The organism is Gilliamella sp. LMG 34359 (assembly GCF_984569085.1).
Genome location: NZ_OZ474906.1, coordinates 765,028 through 784,946, shown reverse-complemented (window position 1 = coordinate 784,946; position 19,919 = coordinate 765,028). Strand labels below are relative to the sequence as shown.

Here is a 19,919-nt window from a genome sequence, read left to right as displayed (position 1 = left end):
AAATTGTATGACTTATTACAGCGCAAAAAGGCTGGAGGTATAAAAACCCCCAGCCGTTTAGCTTGGCTATCGATAAACTTACTTAAGTTCGACAACAGCACCAGATTCTTCAAGTGCTTTTTTAAGTTCATCTGCGTCAGCTTTACTAACACCTTCTTTAACAGTTGCTGGAGCTGATTCAACAAGATCTTTAGCTTCTTTTAAGCCTAAACCAGTTGCACCACGAACTGCTTTGATAACCGCTACTTTGTTAGCGCCAATATCTTTTAAGATTACATCAAATTCAGTTTTTTCTTCTGCTGCTTCAGCTGGACCAGCTGCTGCAACTGCTACAGCTGCTGCTGCAGAAACGCCAAATTTTTCTTCCATCATAGATACAAGTTCAACAACATCCATTACAGACATTTCTGCAACTGCATCTAAAATTTGTTCTTTAGTGATAGACATAATATAGTTTCCCAAATTTACATTTTTTTAATTAATAAAATTCACAATCAAACCGCAATTAAGCAGCTTCTTTTTGATCGCGAACCGCTGCAAGAGTACGAACCAATTTGCCAGCTGCGGCTTCTTTCATGGTTGACATCAAGCGAGCTAATGCTTCTTCATAAGTAGGTAATGTTGCTAAGCGATCAATGTTCGCTGCAGTAATCAACTCACCTTCAAAGGCTGCGGCTTTAATCTCAAAATTACTATTTTCTTTTGCAAACGCTTTAAAAATACGCGCTGCAGCACCTGGGTGCTCGTTTGAAAATGCAATTAGAGTTGGACCAACAAACGTATCTTTTAAACACTCGTATTGAGTTCCCTCAACAACGCGGCGTAATAAGGTGTTACGAACAACACGCATATAAACACCAGCTTCACGAGCAGATTTACGTAATGCGGTCATATTTTCTACAGTTACGCCACGAGAGTCAGCCACAACTGCAGATAGCGCACCTTTGGCGATTTCATTAACTTCAGCAACAATTTCTTGTTTATTTTGAAGATTTAGTGCCATTGGTATTGCTCCTGGATTAAACTAGGCAAAGCCTAGAATTGCTTTAACTAACTACAAATGTAGCTAGCACAATCACGATGAGCAGAATCCCTCTATTATATCTTATCAGGTTCTGTCACCGTCTACGTAGGAAGATTAAGTAATTAAATATCAATTACACCTACGGTCTTGGACGGGGTCTGGTTAAGGCCAGACACCAACCGATTCTTTGTTTAATATTAATTAAACAGCTGCATTTAATGTTGCTTGATCAATAGCAACACCAGCGCCCATTGTGGTAGAAAGGCTAACTTTCTTCACAAATACACCTTTTGAAGAGGCTGGTTTTGCACGTTTCAATGCAACAAGTAATGCTTCTAAATTTTCTTTAAGTTTATCTGCATCAAAATCAGCTTTACCGATAGTGGTATGGATAATACCATTTTTATCATTACGGTAGCGGATTTGACCTGCTTTAGCATTTTTTACTGCTTCAGCAACGTTAGGGGTTACTGTACCAACTTTAGGGTTTGGCATTAAACCACGAGGCCCTAAGATTTGACCTAGTTGACCAACCACGCGCATTGCGTCTGGAGATGCGATAACAACATCAAAGTCCATTTCGCCTTTTTTGATTTGATCTGCTAGATCATCCATACCAACTAATTCAGCACCAGCTTCTTTAGCGGCATCAGCGTTTGCACCTTGAGTAAATACAGCAACACGTACACTACGTCCAGTACCGTGTGGAAGAACGATAGCACCACGTACATTTTGATCTGATTTACGTGGATCGATACCTAAATTAACGGCAACGTCAACGCTTTCAGTAAATTTAGCTGTTGCGAATTCTTTTAATAAAGCAATAGCTTCATTAATTTCATATTGTTTAGTTGCGTTTACTTTTTCGCGGATAAGTTTAGCTTTCTTAGATAATTTAGCCATGAATTAACCCTCCACTTCCAAGCCCATTGAACGTGCTGTTCCTTCGATAGAACGCATCATCGTTTCAATGGTTGCACCATTCATATCAGCAGCTTTTAATTCAGCGATTTCGCGAATTTGAGCGCTAGTTACTTTACCTACTTTTTTCTTGTTAGGCTCACCTGAACCAGACTTGATTTTAGCCGCTTTCTTTAATAATACAGCGGCTGGAGGAGTCTTAGTTACAAAAGTGAATGAACGGTCAGAATATACAGTAATAACAACAGGAATAGGTAAACCTTTTTCCATGCTTTCTGTTTTAGCGTTAAATGCTTTACAGAATTCCATAATATTCACACCATGTTGACCAAGTGCTGGACCAACTGGCGGACTAGGATTTGCTGCACCAGCTGCAACTTGCAACTTGATGTAAGCTTGTACTTTTTTTGCCATTTTAGTTTCCTTTTCTCGGGTGCAAACGCCTCTATTAATAACAACTATTAATAAATAGACAGCTCCCCTAAGTTAAATGAGGGCGAGATTATCCTACAATTATTACAAAAATGCAAGATTTTTATTAGCAGATAAAATAAAAGCAGGGACAACCCTGCTTTATAGAATAAAAATAGAAAGTATTAAAGTATTAAAGTACATCGACAGCATTAAGTTCTTTAAATGCAAGTTCTAAACGTGCAACTAAAGACTCTTGACCTTTACGTAACCATACACGTGGGTCATAATATTTTTTATTTGGAGCATCAACACCTTCAGGGTTACCTAATTGACCTTGAAGATAAGCTTCATTTGCTTTGTAATAACCTAAAACACCTGCCCAGTTTGCCCATTGAGTATCAGTATCAATGTTCATTTTAACAACACCATAGCTTACTGCTTCTGCAATTTCTTCTGGTGTAGAACCTGAACCGCCATGGAACACAAAGTTTAATGATTTAGCTGGTAAATTGAATTTTTCAGATACAAATTTTTGCGAATTATCTAAAATTTTTGGTGTTAATTTCACATTACCTGGTTTGTAAACACCATGAACGTTACCAAATGATGCAGCAATAGTGAAACGAGGGCTAATTGCACTTAAACGCTCATAAGCATAAGCAACATCTTCAGGTTGAGTATAAAGTGCTGAACTATCCATATGGCTATTGTCTACGCCATCTTCTTCACCACCAGTACAACCAAGTTCTAACTCTAATGTCATTTTCATTGCTGACATACGAGCAAGATATTGACAACAGATATCAATGTTATCTTTCAAAGATTCTTCTGAAAGGTCGATCATGTGAGAAGAGAATAAAGGTTTACCAGTTTTAGCAAAGTGAGCTTCACCGGCGTCAAGTAATCCATCAACCCATGGAAGAAGTTTTTTAGCACAGTGGTCGGTATGAACAATAACAGGTACACCGTATTTTTCAGCCATAAGGTGAACATGTTTAGCACCAGAAATTGCACCTAAAACAGCAGCTTCTTGCCCATCTAATTTTAATCCTTTACCAGCGATAAATTGAGCACCGCCATTAGAGAATTGAACGATAACAGCAGAACCAACTTTAGCGGCAGTTTCAATTACTGCGTTAATTGTATTAGTGTCAACACAGTTAACAGCTGGTAGTGCAAAATTGTTTTCACGAGCAACTTGAAACACTTTTTGAACATCATCACCGGTTACAACACCAGGTTTCACGACATCAGAAATCTTTGTAGCCATTTTAATACCTATAGATTATTTATATAAAAAGTAAAGGATGAGTAATCGGCTCATCCTTCATATCGAAAAAATATTACGCTTTTGCTCTCTCTTCTAACATGGCAACCGCAGGAAGTTTTTTACCTTCAACAAACTCAAGGAACGCACCACCACCAGTTGAAATATAAGAGATTTTATCTTCAATACCAAATAAGTCAATTGCCGCTAATGTATCACCGCCACCAGCGATTGAGAAACCTTGGCTATCAGCAATTGCTTTAGCAACAATTTCAGTACCACGACGGAAATTCGGGAACTCAAACACACCGACAGGACCATTCCATAAAATGGTTTTTGCTTTTTTGATAATATCAGCTAACGCTTCTGCTGACTCATCACCTAAATCAAGGATCTGTTCATTTTCTTTCACATCTTTAACTGATTTTTCAGTTGCTGTTGCTGTTTCGCTAAATTCTGTTGCTACACGAACATCAGTTGGAACTGGAATATGACAATTAGCCATTAATTTTTTCGCTTCAGGAATTAAATCAGCTTCATAAAGTGATTTACCTACATTATAGCCTTCAGCTGCGATAAAGGTATTAGCGATACCACCACCAACAATAATTTGATCAGCGATTTTTGATAAAGAATCAAGAACGGTTAATTTAGTTGATACTTTAGAACCAGCAACAATCGCAACCATCGGACGAGCTGGATTATCAAGCGCTTTACCTAATGCATCAAGTTCTGCGGCTAATAATGGGCCTGCACAAGCAACTGGCGCAAATTTACCGGCACCATGAGTTGAAGCTTGCGCTCGGTGAGCGGTACCAAATGCATCCATTACATAGATATCACAAAGAGCTGCATATTTTTTAGATAAAGCTTCGTCATCTTTACCTTCACCAACATTAAAGCGTACATTTTCAAGAACAACAAGTTCACCTTCTTTAACGTCGACACCGTTAAGATAATCTTTAACTAGACGAACAGGGAAAGAAACATGTTCTTTTAAATAATCAACCACTGGTTGTAAAGAGAATTCAGGGTTATATTCACCTTCCGTTGGACGGCCAATATGAGAAGTAACCATTACTTTAGCGCCTTTTTTAATGGCTTCTTCAATAGTAGGTAATGATGCTTTAATTCGCGCATCAGAAGTAACCTTACCATTTTTGACTGGCACATTAAGATCTGAGCGAATAAATAAACGTTTCCCTTTTAGATCAAGATCTTGCATTCTAATGATAGACATGAGACTTCCTCTTATAAATATATAAACAATAAAATTTTTGTTATTCTAACATAAAATTTGTTTTTAGGTTACAATCATTATCGGTTATATAGTAAACATTTACTTGAAAAAGGTCATTTATACTTTTATAAGCAAATTTTTTTATGTAACAGCATTGACAATAGAAAGAAAATCAGGCATATTTCCCCGCCTTATTAATATGTATTTTATCTAAACTTGGGAGTTGACTTTGGCTAATATCAAATCAGCTAAAAAGCGTGCGGTTCAGTCCGAAAAACGCCGTAAACACAATGCTAGTAACCGTTCAATGATGCGTACTTATATTAAAAAAGTTTACGCAGCTGTAGCAGCTGGTGATAAACAAACAGCTGAAGTAGCATTCAAAGACATGCAAGCAGTTGTTGACCGTCAAGCGGCTCGTGGTTTAATCCACAGAAATAAAGCTGCACGTCATAAAGCGAATTTAATTAAACAGATTAAAGCATTAGCTTAATACTTTTCTCTGTTGATAAATAAAGTTAAACAAAATTGAAAAAAAGTGGTGTAGGCCACTTTTTTTATTTATATACTATTCTAATTATATGAATAAAAAAGAGAGCATATTGTGGTTCAGCGTGATTATGTAAGAAAAAAGAGCCAATCAAAAAAGAAAAAGAAAAAAAATAAATCACGATTATTGCCAACTATAATGATAATCTTTGCGATCATCATCATTATTTTGTTTTCGACTATTTTGTACTTTATTTCAAGCAATTCCCCTAAAAAGCCAGTTGAGCAGCCAAAAGTAAAAACTGAGACGCCAGCTATTACCTTACCAGAAAAACCTCAAGAACGTTGGACCTATCTTAAAGAGCTAGAAACCTCTAACGCCAGTGGTAATTCAAATACCACCACGAGCGAAAGACAACAAGCACTAAATAGTTTTATTAATAATAAACCTATCACCTCGACTTCGCCAACTACATCAGCAAATGCCAATAATAGTAAATGGTTACTACAATGCGGCGCATTTAAAGATAAAACCAATGCCGATGCAGTAAAAGCCTCTTTGGCGATGGCTGGTATTAGTAGCAATATCGCTTTAAACCAGCAATTTTATCGAGTCACTGCCGGCCCCTATAGCAGTAAAGGTGATGCGCAAAAGGTGTTAAGTACATTAGAAACTAATGGGATTAATAACTGTTTTATATCTAATTAAATAAGGCATATTATGAATATACTTAAGCATATACGAGCCTTTTTGATAATGTTATGGTTTCGAGTAAATCATGACCGTTTAACCACCTCATCAGCAGAGCTTGCTTATACAACCATACTGGCATTAGTCCCTCTGATAACTGTTATTTTTTCTTTACTCTCTGCCTTTCCAATGTTTGACGAAATTAGTCAATCATTAAAACGGCTCATTTATAGCAACCTAGTGCCCACTGCAAGTGACACTATTCAAAATTATCTCGAACAATTTATTGCCAATACCAAAAAAATGACTTTTGTCGGAATTATCGGTTTAATGGTGACATCATTACTACTGATTAATTCAATTAATAATGCGTTAAACCGCATTTGGCGAACCAAACGTAAACGCTCATTCATGTATAACTTAACCATGTATTGGACAATTTTAACATTAGGTCCTATTTTAGCTGGATCGAGTGTTGCGGTTAGTTCTTATATATTCTCGCTAAAATGGTTATCAACTGCCGCTAGTGGTGATTTACTACTGAGCACTTTACCATTTATCATATCGATTGTTGGATTCTGGTTGCTTTACAGCATTATTCCTACTGAATCAATACCGTTTAAAGAAGCGGCTATTGGTGCTTTAGTTGCCGCAATATTATTCGAAATTGGTAAACGTGCTTTTGCGCTGTATGTTACTTCTTTCCCAACTTATCAACTAATTTATGGCGTAGTTTCTTCAATTCCTATTATGTTGGTATGGATCTATTGCTCGTGGTGTATAGTGCTATTTGGCGCTGAATTTGCAGCAACCTTAACTGATTTTAATAAACAAAGAAAAGTACTGTTAAAGTACTCACCTAAACCGGAGTAGTATCTATTATGATTGCCCTAATTCAACGCGTAAAACAAGCATCAGTTTCTGTTGATAGTCAAATTATTGGTCAAATAGATCAGGGATTACTTGTTTTACTTGGTATTGAGCAAGGTGATAACGAGCAAAAAGCGATACGTTTGCGGGAAAAAGTACTTGGTTATCGTATCTTCAGTGATGATGATGGCAAGATGAACCTCAATGTTCAGCAAATAAATGGCAAATTATTGGTTGTTTCACAATTTACGCTAGCAGCGGATACACAAAAAGGTATGCGCCCAAGTTTCACAAAAGGCGCATCGCCCGCTATGGCCAATGAGCTTTACCAATTTTTTGTCAAACAGTGCCAACAGCATATTGAAACTCAAACAGGACAATTCGCCGCTGACATGCAGGTAGCGCTGATTAATGATGGCCCAGTGACCTTTTGGCTACAAGTTTAATAACTTATTTTACCTTATTTAACCATTCCAATGAGGCGCTCTCATCAGTCAGACCTAACTGATGCAATTTATTTTTATAGTACTGTTTAACTTCATCCCATCGATAGTATGGAAAATTATTGGTTGGCAAAGGGAGATGGACTTCTCGTTCATTTAACATCACTTTGATTAATATAGGTTGATTAGATTGGTTACTTTGGTAAAAAATCCATTGAATATTAGCTCCCATAGGAACAATTTTTTCTGCTTGCCAAACGGAAGGGTAGTCCTCCACTGAATTAACCGCTGTATATGCTCCCTCAAGTTCCAGCAATGTTGCTAATGGCGAAACGGTTTCGGCATGCGCAAAGCGTAAGTTAGCATCGACATTCTTATCGGTTATAGCCTTATCAGCAGTTTTTAGCATATCCAACAATAGTGGGGCAGCAATTTTAACTTGAATCCCCTTTGCATCAAAAGCAGGACCTATTTGTAAAAAATTTTTAGCTGTAACTACCGTATTAAACCACACTAGCTGATCTTGAGTAAAATAATCACTAAAATCAAGATGGTTACTAGCTAGCGTTTCTGGCGAAAACGATAGTAATTCTTGATAAAGTTGATAAATAGCAATAACAAAATCTGCTGTTTTAATTGAAGATTTTTCAGATAAAGCAACACCATTATTTAACTGATGAATAAAATCAGCTGTGAATATCAAACGGGCAACATCTTGGCTCATATCCGCGGTTTTAGTTGCACGTTCTAACGATTTTAATGCGGCTTTGATACTTTTACTCTTCTTATAAGCTTCATAGGCTGGAGAATACTCAAAAAAGCGTAATAACGTTTGTTTATTTTCTGGTGGTTGAAAAATGTAAATATCAGGATAATTCGCTTTAAATGGTTTAACAAAAATTTCCGCGGTTTCTTTGGCTCGTGGCGAAGTTGATGATATTACTTCGATTTTTTGTCCTTTAAAAACTGTCGGATAGTTTCTTAACATCCGTTGACTAATCAAACTAATATCTTTTCGACCAAGATCTGTAAGCTCTCCATAATGATTTCTATTCAGTGCGTTAATACCAATAATTTGCTTTAATAATGATTTTCCCATATCGGTTAATTGATTATTTTTTTCAGCTAAGGTTAATACCTTATAAGCAATATCTTCATATTTCGGTTTACTAAGATAGCGTGAACCATGGCGACCAATATGATCAATATAAAATGCTTGATAACCAGCTGGTACAGCAGTTGGTTGTTTAACATAGTGATACGCGGTCTTTGAGCCTGATGTCATCATTGTTGCCAAACTGAGGGGGGAAAATATCAGCAATAAAATTGCGACGATTAAAAACTGGATAAAAAAAGAGTGTTTTATAAAAGACATAATGACTCCTACCTATAATCAACAATATAAGTGGAAAATATGAGTGCTTTTTTGATCATTGTATACTATTAATGACATAATTTAACTGAAAATCATGTAATTATTTTAATAACACTCTTTCAATTTTTAAAAAAAAGATTATCTTATTAGCTACTTTTTATAACTCATTTAATTGATTTAAAACATAATGAAATTATATGGCCTTTCTGGTACTAAAATTAGCTGTGCGTTTATATCAGCCTGCATAACTACTCCATACAACACAACGCGTTTTCTTAAAGATCTCATTGCCGGAATAACCGTTGGTATTATCGCTATTCCGCTGGCTATGGCGTTAGCTATTGCGAGTGGTGTTGCACCTCAGCATGGCCTCTATACGGCAATTATCGCCGGGTTTGTGATTGCCCTTACCGGTGGCTCACGTTTTAGCGTTTCGGGGCCAACTGCGGCATTTGTGGTAATTCTATATCCTGTCTCTACACAATTTGGTTTATCCGGACTGTTAATTGCCACCCTACTTTCCGGTGTTTTTTTGATATTAATGGGCGTGATTCGTTTAGGGCGATTGATTGAATACATTCCACTACCGGTGGTATTAGGTTTTACGTCCGGTATTGCGATAACCATTGCCACCATGCAAATAAAAGATTTCTTTGGCTTAACGCTAGAACATATGCCAGAAAGCTATATCAATAAAGTTATTGAACTGGTTAAAACTTTTCCAACTATTAATATCGCCGATACTTTGGTTGGTTTTGTTACACTGATTGTTCTAATTGTTTGGCCTAAATTTCGGGTAAAAATATCAGGCCATTTACCAGCATTAATTGCCGGTATTTTAACCATGTTGCTATTCAATCAATTTGGTTATCACATCGAAACAATAGGTTCACGATTCACTTATACATTGGCCGATAACACTGTTGGTCATGGTATTCCGCCGGTTTTACCAGAATTTATCTTACCATGGCAGCACGCCACTTTTACCTGGGATTGGTCGACATTAACCGCTTTAATGCCGATCTCGTTAACTATGGCAATGTTATGTGCAATTGAATCATTGCTATGTGCAGTCGTGTTAGATGAAATGACACATACCAAACATCACTCCAATAGCGAACTCATTGGTCAGGGTTTAGGTAATCTCATCGCACCATTTTTTGGCGGAATTTCAGCAACTGCCGCCATTGCTCGTTCAGCAGCCAATGTTAAAGCAGGTGCCACCTCGCCGATTGCCGCTGTATTACATTCAATAATCGTATTATTGGCCCTTATCTGTTTTGCCCCGCTTTTATCATTTATCCCATTATCAGCAATGGCAGCATTATTGTTAATTGTTGCATGGAATATGAGTGCCGTTCAACGCGTAATCTATATTATTAAATGTGCGCCTAAAGACGACATTATTATCATGCTTATTTGCATGTCACTTACCGTATTATTCGATATGGTTATTGCTATTACACTGGGGATTGTATTAGCCTCTATCTTATTTATGCGACGTATTGCCCGTATGACTCGCTTGGTCGAATTGAATCAAAGCAATGAAAAAACCTTAGTTCTACGTATTAATGGTCCATTGTTCTTCGCCGCTGCTGAAAAGACATTCTTAGAGTTATATCAAAAAATTAATGGATACCAACATATTGTTTTACAATGGGATGCCGTACCTATTCTTGATGCAGGTGGCTTAAATGCACTGATCCATTTTATTGATGAATTACCACCGCAAGTCGATCTATCTATTTGCGAACTACAATTTCAACCATTAAAAACCTTAGCGCGAGCAAGAGTTGTACCAATCGCAGACAAATTAATGTTTTATTCAACTTTAGATGAAGCACTGAAAGATAAAATTTAATAGCTAAATTGGTTTTATTATATTGATTAAATATTATACTTAGTGAAAATAAATCGTCCTGATTTTCACTAAGTATTTTGTACCACCTATGCACACTTCCCTATTTCGAACTAATATGCATCAAAGTTAGCTCAGCAAGATTGTGTTATTTAATACGTTACATTAACAACAAAAATAGGAAATTAATATGATAGCTAATGAAAATATTATTCAACATGTTAAGCAAAAAGCGAATTGGTTTATTGTAATTGGTGTGATCTTAATTATTCTTGGTTGTTTGGCATTGGGTTATCAATTCATCGCCACTGTGTTTTCTGTTTATTTTATCGGCTCTCTACTTTTTATCGCCGGTGTTATCCAAGTTATCCACGCATTTAACCTTAAAGGTTTCGGTCAGACGGCTTTATGGGCCATCATGGGGATTTTATATATTTTTATTGGGGTGATGTCGTTTTTACAACCACTTGCCGTCTCCTCAGCATTAACGTTACTCATTTCACTATTATTGACTATTAGTGGATTTAGCCAAATTTTTGTTGCCATGAGTAACCGCAATTTACCACGTTGGGGATGGGTGGTTTTTTCTGGGATTATTAACATCATTTTAGGATTTATGCTAATAACCGGTTGGCCATATGATAGTATTTGGGTACTAGGAATGTTTTTAGGTATCGATCTTATTTTCCAAGGTTTTGCTTATATTACCATTGGTTTAGCGTTAAAAAAGCCTAACGCTTAATATGTTATTGCTCACAATATAATTTGTGAGCAATTCTCTTTTGCTGTTCAAAAAAGACCATGTTAACAACTCAATCAAAAATTGCTATTTATAACTTTTATTGGTTTTCCCTTTAACTTCGCGCATTGACTGCAATATTCGATGATAATTAGCTAATCTTGATGGCGCTATCGCGCCTTCATTAACCGCTTTTTGCAATAAACAACCTGGGGTATCTAAATGATTACAATCCCGAAATTGGCAGCCCCCTAAATAATCATCAAATTCGACAAAACCGGCAATAACTTCCTCAGGTTCTAAATGCCATAAACCAAACTCCCGAATTCCCGGCGAATCAATAATATCGCCGCCATTAGGTAAATGGTAAAGCCGAGTTGAAGTTGTGGTATGTTGGCCAAGCCCCGATATTTCAGACACTTCGCCAGTTAGCGTAGCTTGGTCATGAGGTAATAGCAAATTGATAATACTCGATTTACCGACACCTGATTGCCCAACTAAAATAGATATTTTGCCATCTAGTACCTGCTGCAAAGGCGCAATCCCCTGTTGTGATTGGCAAGAGACATATAAAACTTGATAACCAATTTTGCTGTAAATAAGAAACTGTTGTTCAATCTCTTGTTTTTTTTGTTCATCAAGCAAATCAATTTTATTTAATACGATAATTGGGGTAATTTTAGTCGCTTCACATGCAACTAAATAACGATCGATGATATTAAATGATAATTCAGGTAATACCGCAGAAATAATAACAATTTGATCGACATTGGCGGCAACAGGTTTAACGCCATCATAAAAATCAGGTCGTACTAACTCGGAATGACGAGGATGAACGGCTTCTATAATACCATTAGTATTCGGTTCTAAACTTTCACGCCACAATACTTTATCGCCGGTCACTAATGATGGTAAAGTACGACGAATACTACATCGGTAGATGTTGCCAGCATTATCTTCAACATCCGCTGATTTGCCAAAGCGACTCACCACCACGCCATCACGAGGCGCAGAAAAATTAGCCAGATTGTCATCTAACTTAGTTTCTAAACGCTGCTGATGCTTAGCGGCCATACGCCTTTTTTGATTTTTTGAGAGTTGATTTTTCGCCACAGTAACTAATTTTTTGCTCAAACAGTTTGGTACTTATGCTACACTACTCGGTATTAAAAAGAAAATTTATCTCGAAAATTATGACGACACAAGTAAATATAAACAGTAGTAATCTTATCTGGATTGACCTAGAAATGACAGGTCTTGATCCAAATAGCGATCGGATTATCGAAATCGCTACCATCGTAACTGATTCTAATTTAAATATCCTTGCTGAAGGACCAGTCATTGCTATCCATCAATCAGATGAACAACTTGCGCTTATGGATGATTGGAATCAAAGAACGCATGGCAAATCTGGATTAATTGATCGTGTGCGTCAAAGTACCATTTGCGAACAACAAGCTGAACAACAAACCATTGAATTTTTAAAACAATGGGTGCCGGAAAACAGTTCACCAATCTGTGGTAATACCATTGGTCAAGATCGCCGTTTTCTATTTAACTATATGCCAAATTTAGAAAAATATTTTCATTATCGATATTTAGATGTCAGTACGATTAAGGAATTAGCCAGACGCTGGAAACCAGAAATATTAAAAGGTATCAGTAAACAGAGTTCTCACCAAGCTTTAGATGATATTCGCGATTCAATTGCCGAATTAGTTTATTACCGACAACATTTTTTTAATCTTACTAATGAATGATCATGAGTATTGTATATACGATCTTACTTTATCTAATTCAACCACTAGTCTGGCTGAGATTACTTTGGCGTAGCCGTAAAGCGCCAGATTATCGTAAACGCTGGTTAGAACGTTATGGATTTTGCAAAAATAAAGTCAAATCAGGTGGAATTTTAGTACATGCGGTTTCTGTCGGCGAAACGTTAGCCGCAATTCCATTGATTAAAGCACTTCAAAGCCAATATCCACAGTTACCGATTACGGTGACGACCATGACCCCCACTGGCTCTAAACAAGTTAAATCAATACTCAAAGAGAGTGTTAGTCATGTCTACTTGCCTTATGATCTGCCTTGTGCAATACATCGCTTTCTAAAAACAGTTCAGCCCAAATTAGTCATAATTATGGAAACAGAGCTTTGGCCAAACTTAATTAGCCAATGTGATAGCAAAAAAATTCCATTGATCATTGCTAATGCCCGCTTATCTGAACGTTCAGCCAGAAGATACCATAAACTAGGACAAGCGATTAGTAAACTATTAGCTAAAATCAGCACGGTTGCCGCCCAAAATAGACAAGACGGTGATAGATTTATCTCATTGGGTCTACCGGCAGATCATTTAGCGGTAACGGGTAGTATTAAGTTTGATATTGAACTCACGGCCAAGCAACAACAGAATCTTGCGCAGTTAAAACAGCAATGGCAATTACATCGACCAGTACTAATCGCTGCCAGCACGCATTCAGGCGAAGATGAAATCATTTTATCAGCATTTCAACAGCTTCTTAAAAATCATAGCAACTTATTACTTATTTTGGTTCCTCGTCACCCTGAACGTTTTAAAACCGTTGAAAAACTAATTGCCGATAATGGCTTGAATTATATTACACGCAGTAGCAAACAAAACCCTACAGATCAGACACAAGTGATTTTGGGTGATACCATGGGAGAATTACTGGAACTTTATGGTTTGGCTAATATTGCTTTTGTTGGCGGTAGTTTAATTGAACATGGCGGACATAACCCCCTGGAACCGGCTCTACACCATATTCCCATTATAAGCGGTACACATTTTTTTAACTTTAAAGTTATTGGTGAACAGTTAATTGAAGCTAATGGCATGCTGATATGTGATAGTTCTGCTGATTCGCTCTATTCCACCATTAATAGCTTATTAAATGATGAAAGTCGTTGTCAGCAAATTGGCGAAAATGCCTATCAAGTTTTAAAAAATAACCAAGGTGCACTAAATCGCCTTCTTGAGGTTATCCATCACTATCTTGAAAAATCATAAGGATGGCTTGTGAATAAAAAACAGGGGTTATTGCTAGTTAATTTAGGCACACCAAGTGCCGTAACACCAATGGCGATTCGTTGTTACTTGACCGAGTTTTTACTCGATCGCCATGTTGTCGACCTGCCTGCTTTTATTTGGTATCCAATTTTAAAATACCTCGTACTGCCTAAACGTGTCCCCTATATCATCAACCATTATCAAAAGATATGGATAGAGGGTGAATCACCATTACTCCATTACAGTAAACGCTTGATCAATCAATTACAACCCGCATTACCAGATATGCAATGCGAATTAGCCATGACCTATGGGGAACCGAACTTACTGTCGGCGCTAAATAATTTAAAATCATGTGAAAAAGTCACTTTATTACCGTTATTTCCGCAATATTCGACCACCACAACTCAAGCGGTATTAGCTAAAGTAAAGCAACTTATTGCTGACAATAATATCAAAATTAATCTTAGCTATATTCGTGATTATGCCGACCACCCAAGTTATATTGATGCACTTTATTGGCAAGTTCAGCAAGCGTTTTCAACCCAAGGGCAACCGGATGTATTACTCCTTTCTTACCATGGTATTCCTCAACGCTATATTGATAAACGCCAAGACGACTATGTGCAAAGATGCCAGTTAACCACTAAATTATTGGCAAACAAGTGCCATGCAAATGGCATCGACTTACCAATAATAATGGCTTATCAATCAAAGTTTGGTAAAGGGAAATGGGTTGAACCCAACACCAGCGATATATTAGCAAACTTGGCTAAAACCGGTACTGAACATGTGCAGGTTATCTGTCCAGGTTTTTCGGCAGATTGTATTGAAACTATTTATGAAATTGACGAACAAAATCGAGAAATATTCTTAAATGCTGGTGGTAAACAGTTTTATTATATCCCAGCCCTAAACGATACACCATTACAGGTTAAATTAATCAAAAATATAGTTGAAAAACCTCCTTTCCTCAAAAAGTTTTAACCAACTAAGATCTATTTTTAATAATAATCAAATATATTAAATCTTATCTGCTCAACTTAAAATTGATTAATATTAACGCTAAATAACCAACTAATTTAACTAGTATGATTAACCTGTGTTAGGATGATAGTTAAAAATTATTAGCGCTCAAAGGAGAATAATCGATGAAAATAATCATCATTGGCGCTCAAGCAGCTGGCGCAAGTGCTGCTGCAAAAGCCAAAAGAAGGGATCCCAATGCGACGATTCGCATCTATGAAAAATCAGATATTGTTTCATTTGGAGCGTGTGGCTTACCTTACTTTATTGGCAACCACTTTGGTGATGAAAATGAAATGATATCCAGAACACCAGAACAATTTGCTAAAGATGGCATTGAAATCAAAACATTGCATGAAGTTATCGCTATTGACCCAAGATTAAAAAAAATTACCGTTAGGGATATCAAAAGCAATAATTGTTTTGATGATGATTATGACAAATTACTCATTGCCGTTGGTGCCGCACCAATAATTCCACCGTTAGAAAATCAGCAACTGGAAAATATTTTCACTTTACGGGATATGTATGATGGTTTAGCCATAAAAAATGCCTTAACCAATCGGCAAAATAGCAATATTGTGGTCATAGGTGGCGGCTATATCGGGCTGGAAATAACCGAATCTTTAGTCGCATTAAACAAAAATGTAAAGCTAATTCAATTAGATGAAAGAGTATTGGTCGACGCCTTCGATCCGGAACTTACCGAGATAATTGAAGAAAACCTAAAACAACATTGTGATTTACACCTACAAGAACGAGTACAAGGTTTCGAAGGTGAACAGAAAGTTACTCATGTTATTACCAATAAAGCTAAATATCCTGCTGATATAGTCATTATTGCCACCGGGGTAAAACCTAATAGCGAGCTATATAAAGATTTAGATCTTGAAACACTTAGCAATGGGGCTATTGTCATTGATAGTTATGGCAAAACTAATATTGCTGATATTTATGCCGCAGGCGACTGTGTCGCTCTTTATCATCGTGTTAGCCAATCAATGACCTATATTCCATTAGCGACTGGCGCCAACAAACTCGGTAAGGTGGTTGGTGACAATTTAGCCGGCGGTAATAATCAATTCCCAGGAACCCTTGGCACATCAGCATTAAGAGTGTTTGATATTGAAGCTGGCCGAACAGGACTCACCGAACAGCAAGCTATCAAAGCAGCTATCCCTTACAAAACAGTGATAGTTAAAGATAAAAATCATAGTAACTATGTTGCAGGGCAAACTAGCGTTATTGCTAAACTGATTTATCACGCTGAAACTCGTGTTTTATTAGGTGGACAACTGGCTGGCGGCAGTGGCGCTGCATTAAGAACCAATAGTTTAGCTACGGCTATTTGGGCAAATATGAAAATTGATGAATTAGCGATGATGGACTTTTTATATGCGCCACCTTTTTCAAGACCGTGGGATATTTTAAATATCGCCGGAGGTATCGCTAAATAGAGTTTAAGCATAATAAATATTTGCTTAGTTATTAAGATTCAGAATGGGCAGTTGGGTTAATTTAAATGGTTAATCCAACCCCAAAACAGATTATTCAAAATTAATTTTATCCAAACGCTGGGGGTAAACATGTCAGATGCCATATTTCAGGGCACTTTTTTCGAAAAGTTCTTATCTATCACTCATTATCAAACCTTAATCGGCATTGGGTTATTACTGCTTTGCTTTTTCGCTATCATGCGGCCACTACAAACAAAAAAAGTTAATTTTTCCATTCGAATGTTAGTCGGATTGATACTTGGTGCCGTTCTTGGTTTAGGTATCCAAGCCACAGCCGGTTTTCCTACTGACTCAACAGTTTGGATGCAAGAAACAGCAACATGGTATGGTTTATTTGGTCGCGCCTTTATCGCTTTTATACGCATGCTGGTGATCCCGTTAATTTTTGTTTCAATCGTAAAAGTGATTATTGATTTTTCTGGTAAAGAGAATTTACCACAAATCGCATTCAGAGGGATTTTTTGGTTACTATTTACTACCGCAATTGCATGTATAGTCGGTATCCTCTTAGCCAATGTCTTATCCTTAGGTGAAATCAGCTCAGCCTCAGCCAAAACTGCTACCGCGAAACAATATACAAATATCATCGATACATTTGTCAATCTTATTCCAAGTAATATTATTGCTTCTATGGTAAAAGAGAATATCGTAGGTTTAGTTATCTTTTCGGCTTTAATGGGGCTTGCCGCTAACCGCATGGAAAAAAAGAATCCACAACCTATCGCTCTTTTTAAAACTTTTATTGAGGCGCTTTATAAAATCATCATGTCAATTGCCATGACAGTCATCAAATATATGCCTTATGCGGTAATTGCCTTACTTGCTCGCACCATTATTTCAAACGGTATCCCAGCAATTATTGAAGTATCAAGCTTCGTATTAGCGATTTACCTTGCCACTATAATAATGCTTGTTGTGCATATTGTGATTGTGATGGTGCATGGTATTTCCCCTATCCTCTTTATTAAAAAGGCACTTGGCACATGGTTACTGGCCTTCACCAGCCGCTCATCGGTTGGTACATTACCAATGACGATATCAACACTGACCGTCAGAATGGGGGTAAATACCGGTACCGCAAACCTAGTCGGATCGCTTGGTAGTACAATGGGTATGAATGGTTGCGCTGGCTTTTTCCCTGCTTTACTGGCGGTTATGGTTGCTCATATGGTAGGCATTAATACTGATATTCAATTTTACATTATGCTAGTAATTGTGGTGGTTATCGGTTCGATTGGCATCGCCGGTATTCCAGGTACCGCAACTGTTGCTGCTACTGTGGTGCTTTCTGGTATGGGAATGGCTGAGTACTTCCCATTAATCGGTATGGTATTAGCCGTCGATCCAATTATTGATATGGCGAGAACTTTAGCTAACGTATCTGGAGCAATGACCGCAGCAATAGCAACGGATCACGAGGTTGGATTAATGGATATGGATATCTATAACGATCCAAATGTAACTTTAGATAATGAACAGTCAGAAGTTTAACCAAGAAATAATTTGCATTGAATTTATTGTAAATTGCAAAAGACGCCAATTGGCGTCTTTTTTATCTTAACGGTAAAGCAAACTTATAGGGTCTTTAACCACGCTTTAACATCATCACCTAAACTATTGTGACGCATTGCGTATTGTACGAAAGTTTGTACATAACCTAATTTATTTCCACAGTCATGGCTTCGACCTTTTATACAATAGGCATCGACAGGCTCATCTTCTAGTAACATCGCAATCGCATCAGTTAATTGAATCTCACCACCTGCTCCTAATGGCGTTTTGGCTAATAAAGGCCAAATTTTTTCAGACAGTACATAACGTCCAACGACTGATTGATTAGACGGCGCTTCGTCAATTGACGGTTTTTCAACTACACTATACATTTGGACGACATTACCAGCCGATAACTCTTCACCTCGGCAGTCGACAATACCATAAGAGGAAACTAGCTCTTTCGGTACTGGTTCAACCATAATTTGACTATGTTTAGTGTTATGATAATTATTAATCATCGCCGCTAAATTATCTTGAGAAAGATCGCTATCATACTCATCAATAATTACATCCGGTAACACAACGGCAAAAGGTTCATCACCAACTAAAGGATAAGCACAAAGCACCGCATGACCAAGTCCTTTAGCTAAACCTTGACGAACACTTGTGATAGTGACATTTTTTGGTAGTATACCTTGTACTTCCTGCAAGAGCTGGCGTTTAACACGCGCCTCAAGCATAGCTTCAAGCTCAAAACTGGTATCAAAATGGTTTTCAATAGAATTTTTCGAAGAGTGTGTCACGAAGATAATTTCGGTTATTCCCGCAGCAATACACTCTTTGACTACATATTGAATAAGTGGTTTATCAACCACTGGTAGCATCTCTTTAGGAATCGCTTTAGTTGCAGGTAACATTCTTGTGCCAAGACCAGCAACAGGGATCACCGCTTTTTTAACTTTTCCCTTAACAGAGGGTTCAAAATTTAATGGCATTTTAATTCCTTAAAAAAAATTAACTAATAATATTATAACTTTTCTCTCAACGATATCCATTTACAAACGTATTCTTCACGCGCACTGAATTTAGCATATACAAGACCCAAATAGTGCTCCAAATAATGCTATTTGTTGTAATAAAAATATCACGAATTTCAAGTTTAAATATAGTAAATTGATCATTAATAAACAGGTCTAAAACCTTAAATATAACGATTACAAATTCAAAACAGATCATTAAAGATGGAAATTTATAATTTTTAGTAAAAAACAGATAGAGCAGATAGCTACTAAAAAAAATAATAATCAGATTAATACCAATTTCAAATAGATAAACCCACTTAAGATTTTCAATATAAAGATTGGAATCTGGATTAGTAATTTGAGACCATTCTATAAAGATAATGCTACTATAAAGAATCAAAATTAAACTACTGATACAACTAAAAATTAATCTTATTGCAACAATAATAAGCCAGCCACCTAACCCCTTAAGGGGTGAGTTGTCAGTCATATAAA

The 19,919-nt window shown here is 37.0% G+C and carries 21 protein-coding genes; 11 read left to right on the top strand and 10 right to left on the bottom strand.

The window, feature by feature from the left end; translation table 11 throughout:
• Positions 1-78: 78 nt before the first annotated feature.
• The 6 genes from rplL to pgk form a co-directional block, all read right to left on the bottom strand.
• Positions 79-447: a 50S ribosomal protein L7/L12 gene (gene rplL, locus AC5LXV_RS03710; RefSeq protein ID WP_493453068.1), complete on the bottom strand. Its 369-nt coding sequence runs from the start codon at positions 445-447 to the stop codon at positions 79-81.
• A gap of 58 nt (positions 448-505) precedes the next feature.
• Complete coding sequence (gene rplJ / locus AC5LXV_RS03705; RefSeq protein WP_034884318.1) at positions 506-1,003, bottom strand: 50S ribosomal protein L10; 498 nt, start codon at positions 1,001-1,003, stop codon at positions 506-508.
• Between the two features lie 222 nt (positions 1,004-1,225).
• Complete coding sequence (rplA, locus tag AC5LXV_RS03700) at positions 1,226-1,927, bottom strand: 50S ribosomal protein L1 (RefSeq protein ID WP_110434544.1); 702 nt, start codon at positions 1,925-1,927, stop codon at positions 1,226-1,228.
• 3 nt (positions 1,928-1,930) lie between these two features.
• Positions 1,931-2,359, bottom strand: coding sequence for a 50S ribosomal protein L11 (gene rplK, locus AC5LXV_RS03695; protein WP_034884321.1), 429 nt, complete (start codon positions 2,357-2,359; stop codon positions 1,931-1,933).
• 190 nt (positions 2,360-2,549) lie between these two features.
• Positions 2,550-3,629, bottom strand: a complete 1,080-nt coding sequence (gene fbaA / locus AC5LXV_RS03690) for a class II fructose-bisphosphate aldolase (RefSeq protein ID WP_493467406.1) — start codon at positions 3,627-3,629, stop codon at positions 2,550-2,552.
• Between the two features lie 73 nt (positions 3,630-3,702).
• Positions 3,703-4,866 (bottom strand): phosphoglycerate kinase, encoded by a 1,164-nt coding sequence (pgk, locus tag AC5LXV_RS03685; protein WP_086358833.1) that lies wholly within the window; start codon positions 4,864-4,866, stop codon positions 3,703-3,705.
• Between the two features lie 229 nt (positions 4,867-5,095).
• Here pgk and rpsT point away from each other — a divergent pair, with 229 nt between their 5' ends.
• From rpsT to dtd, 4 genes are all read left to right on the top strand, one after another.
• Positions 5,096-5,359, top strand: coding sequence for a 30S ribosomal protein S20 (rpsT, locus tag AC5LXV_RS03680; RefSeq protein WP_086358832.1), 264 nt, complete (start codon positions 5,096-5,098; stop codon positions 5,357-5,359).
• A gap of 111 nt (positions 5,360-5,470) precedes the next feature.
• On the top strand, positions 5,471-6,064 hold the full coding sequence (locus tag AC5LXV_RS03675; RefSeq protein ID WP_493467405.1) for an SPOR domain-containing protein: 594 nt from the start codon (positions 5,471-5,473) through the stop codon (positions 6,062-6,064).
• A gap of 12 nt (positions 6,065-6,076) precedes the next feature.
• Positions 6,077-6,919: a virulence factor BrkB family protein gene (locus AC5LXV_RS03670; protein WP_034884780.1), complete on the top strand. Its 843-nt coding sequence runs from the start codon at positions 6,077-6,079 to the stop codon at positions 6,917-6,919.
• A gap of 8 nt (positions 6,920-6,927) precedes the next feature.
• Complete coding sequence (gene dtd, locus AC5LXV_RS03665) at positions 6,928-7,362, top strand: D-aminoacyl-tRNA deacylase (RefSeq protein WP_493467404.1); 435 nt, start codon at positions 6,928-6,930, stop codon at positions 7,360-7,362.
• A 4-nt stretch (positions 7,363-7,366) separates the two neighbouring features.
• Here the strand turns inward: dtd and AC5LXV_RS03660 are convergent, their stop codons facing one another.
• A complete protein-coding gene (locus AC5LXV_RS03660) occupies positions 7,367-8,734 on the bottom strand; it encodes a histidine-type phosphatase (RefSeq protein WP_493467403.1) in 1,368 nt (455 codons plus the stop codon).
• Between the two features lie 187 nt (positions 8,735-8,921).
• Here AC5LXV_RS03660 and dauA point away from each other — a divergent pair, with 187 nt between their 5' ends.
• Positions 8,922-10,595: a C4-dicarboxylic acid transporter DauA gene (gene dauA / locus AC5LXV_RS03655; RefSeq protein WP_493467402.1), complete on the top strand. Its 1,674-nt coding sequence runs from the start codon at positions 8,922-8,924 to the stop codon at positions 10,593-10,595.
• A gap of 187 nt (positions 10,596-10,782) precedes the next feature.
• Positions 10,783-11,334 (top strand): HdeD family acid-resistance protein, encoded by a 552-nt coding sequence (locus AC5LXV_RS03650; protein WP_110424309.1) that lies wholly within the window; start codon positions 10,783-10,785, stop codon positions 11,332-11,334.
• An 84-nt stretch (positions 11,335-11,418) separates the two neighbouring features.
• On the opposite strand, the gene rsgA is transcribed toward AC5LXV_RS03650, so the two are convergent.
• Entirely contained in the window at positions 11,419-12,444 is a 1,026-nt protein-coding gene (rsgA, locus tag AC5LXV_RS03645; protein WP_493461137.1) for a small ribosomal subunit biogenesis GTPase RsgA, read from the bottom strand.
• Between the two features lie 80 nt (positions 12,445-12,524).
• Between rsgA and orn the strand changes: the two genes are divergently transcribed.
• The 5 genes from orn to AC5LXV_RS03620 all read left to right on the top strand — a co-directional run bounded on the left by orn (position 12,525) and on the right by AC5LXV_RS03620 (position 18,399).
• Entirely contained in the window at positions 12,525-13,091 is a 567-nt protein-coding gene (orn, locus tag AC5LXV_RS03640; RefSeq protein WP_034883923.1) for an oligoribonuclease, read from the top strand.
• A gap of 2 nt (positions 13,092-13,093) precedes the next feature.
• On the top strand, positions 13,094-14,365 hold the full coding sequence (gene waaA / locus AC5LXV_RS03635) for a lipid IV(A) 3-deoxy-D-manno-octulosonic acid transferase (protein ID WP_493467401.1): 1,272 nt from the start codon (positions 13,094-13,096) through the stop codon (positions 14,363-14,365).
• A gap of 9 nt (positions 14,366-14,374) precedes the next feature.
• The gene (hemH, locus tag AC5LXV_RS03630) at positions 14,375-15,352 is read left to right on the top strand and encodes a ferrochelatase (protein WP_493467400.1); all 978 of its coding nucleotides are present in this window, start codon (positions 14,375-14,377) and stop codon (positions 15,350-15,352) included.
• A gap of 164 nt (positions 15,353-15,516) precedes the next feature.
• Entirely contained in the window at positions 15,517-16,848 is a 1,332-nt protein-coding gene (locus tag AC5LXV_RS03625; protein ID WP_493467399.1) for a CoA-disulfide reductase, read from the top strand.
• Between the two features lie 129 nt (positions 16,849-16,977).
• Positions 16,978-18,399 carry a cation:dicarboxylate symporter family transporter gene (locus AC5LXV_RS03620; RefSeq protein WP_493467398.1) on the top strand — a complete coding sequence of 474 codons (1,422 nt, stop codon included), beginning with the start codon at positions 16,978-16,980 and terminating at the stop codon, positions 18,397-18,399.
• Positions 18,400-18,482: 83 nt separating this feature from the next.
• Here the strand turns inward: AC5LXV_RS03620 and galU are convergent, their stop codons facing one another.
• Together galU and AC5LXV_RS03610 are read right to left on the bottom strand one after the other, a co-directional pair.
• A complete protein-coding gene (gene galU / locus AC5LXV_RS03615; protein WP_110434552.1) occupies positions 18,483-19,397 on the bottom strand; it encodes a UTP--glucose-1-phosphate uridylyltransferase GalU in 915 nt (304 codons plus the stop codon).
• A 46-nt stretch (positions 19,398-19,443) separates the two neighbouring features.
• On the bottom strand, positions 19,444-19,914 hold the full coding sequence (locus tag AC5LXV_RS03610) for a DUF2569 domain-containing protein (protein ID WP_110434553.1): 471 nt from the start codon (positions 19,912-19,914) through the stop codon (positions 19,444-19,446).
• Between the last annotated feature and the right edge of the window lie 5 nt (positions 19,915-19,919).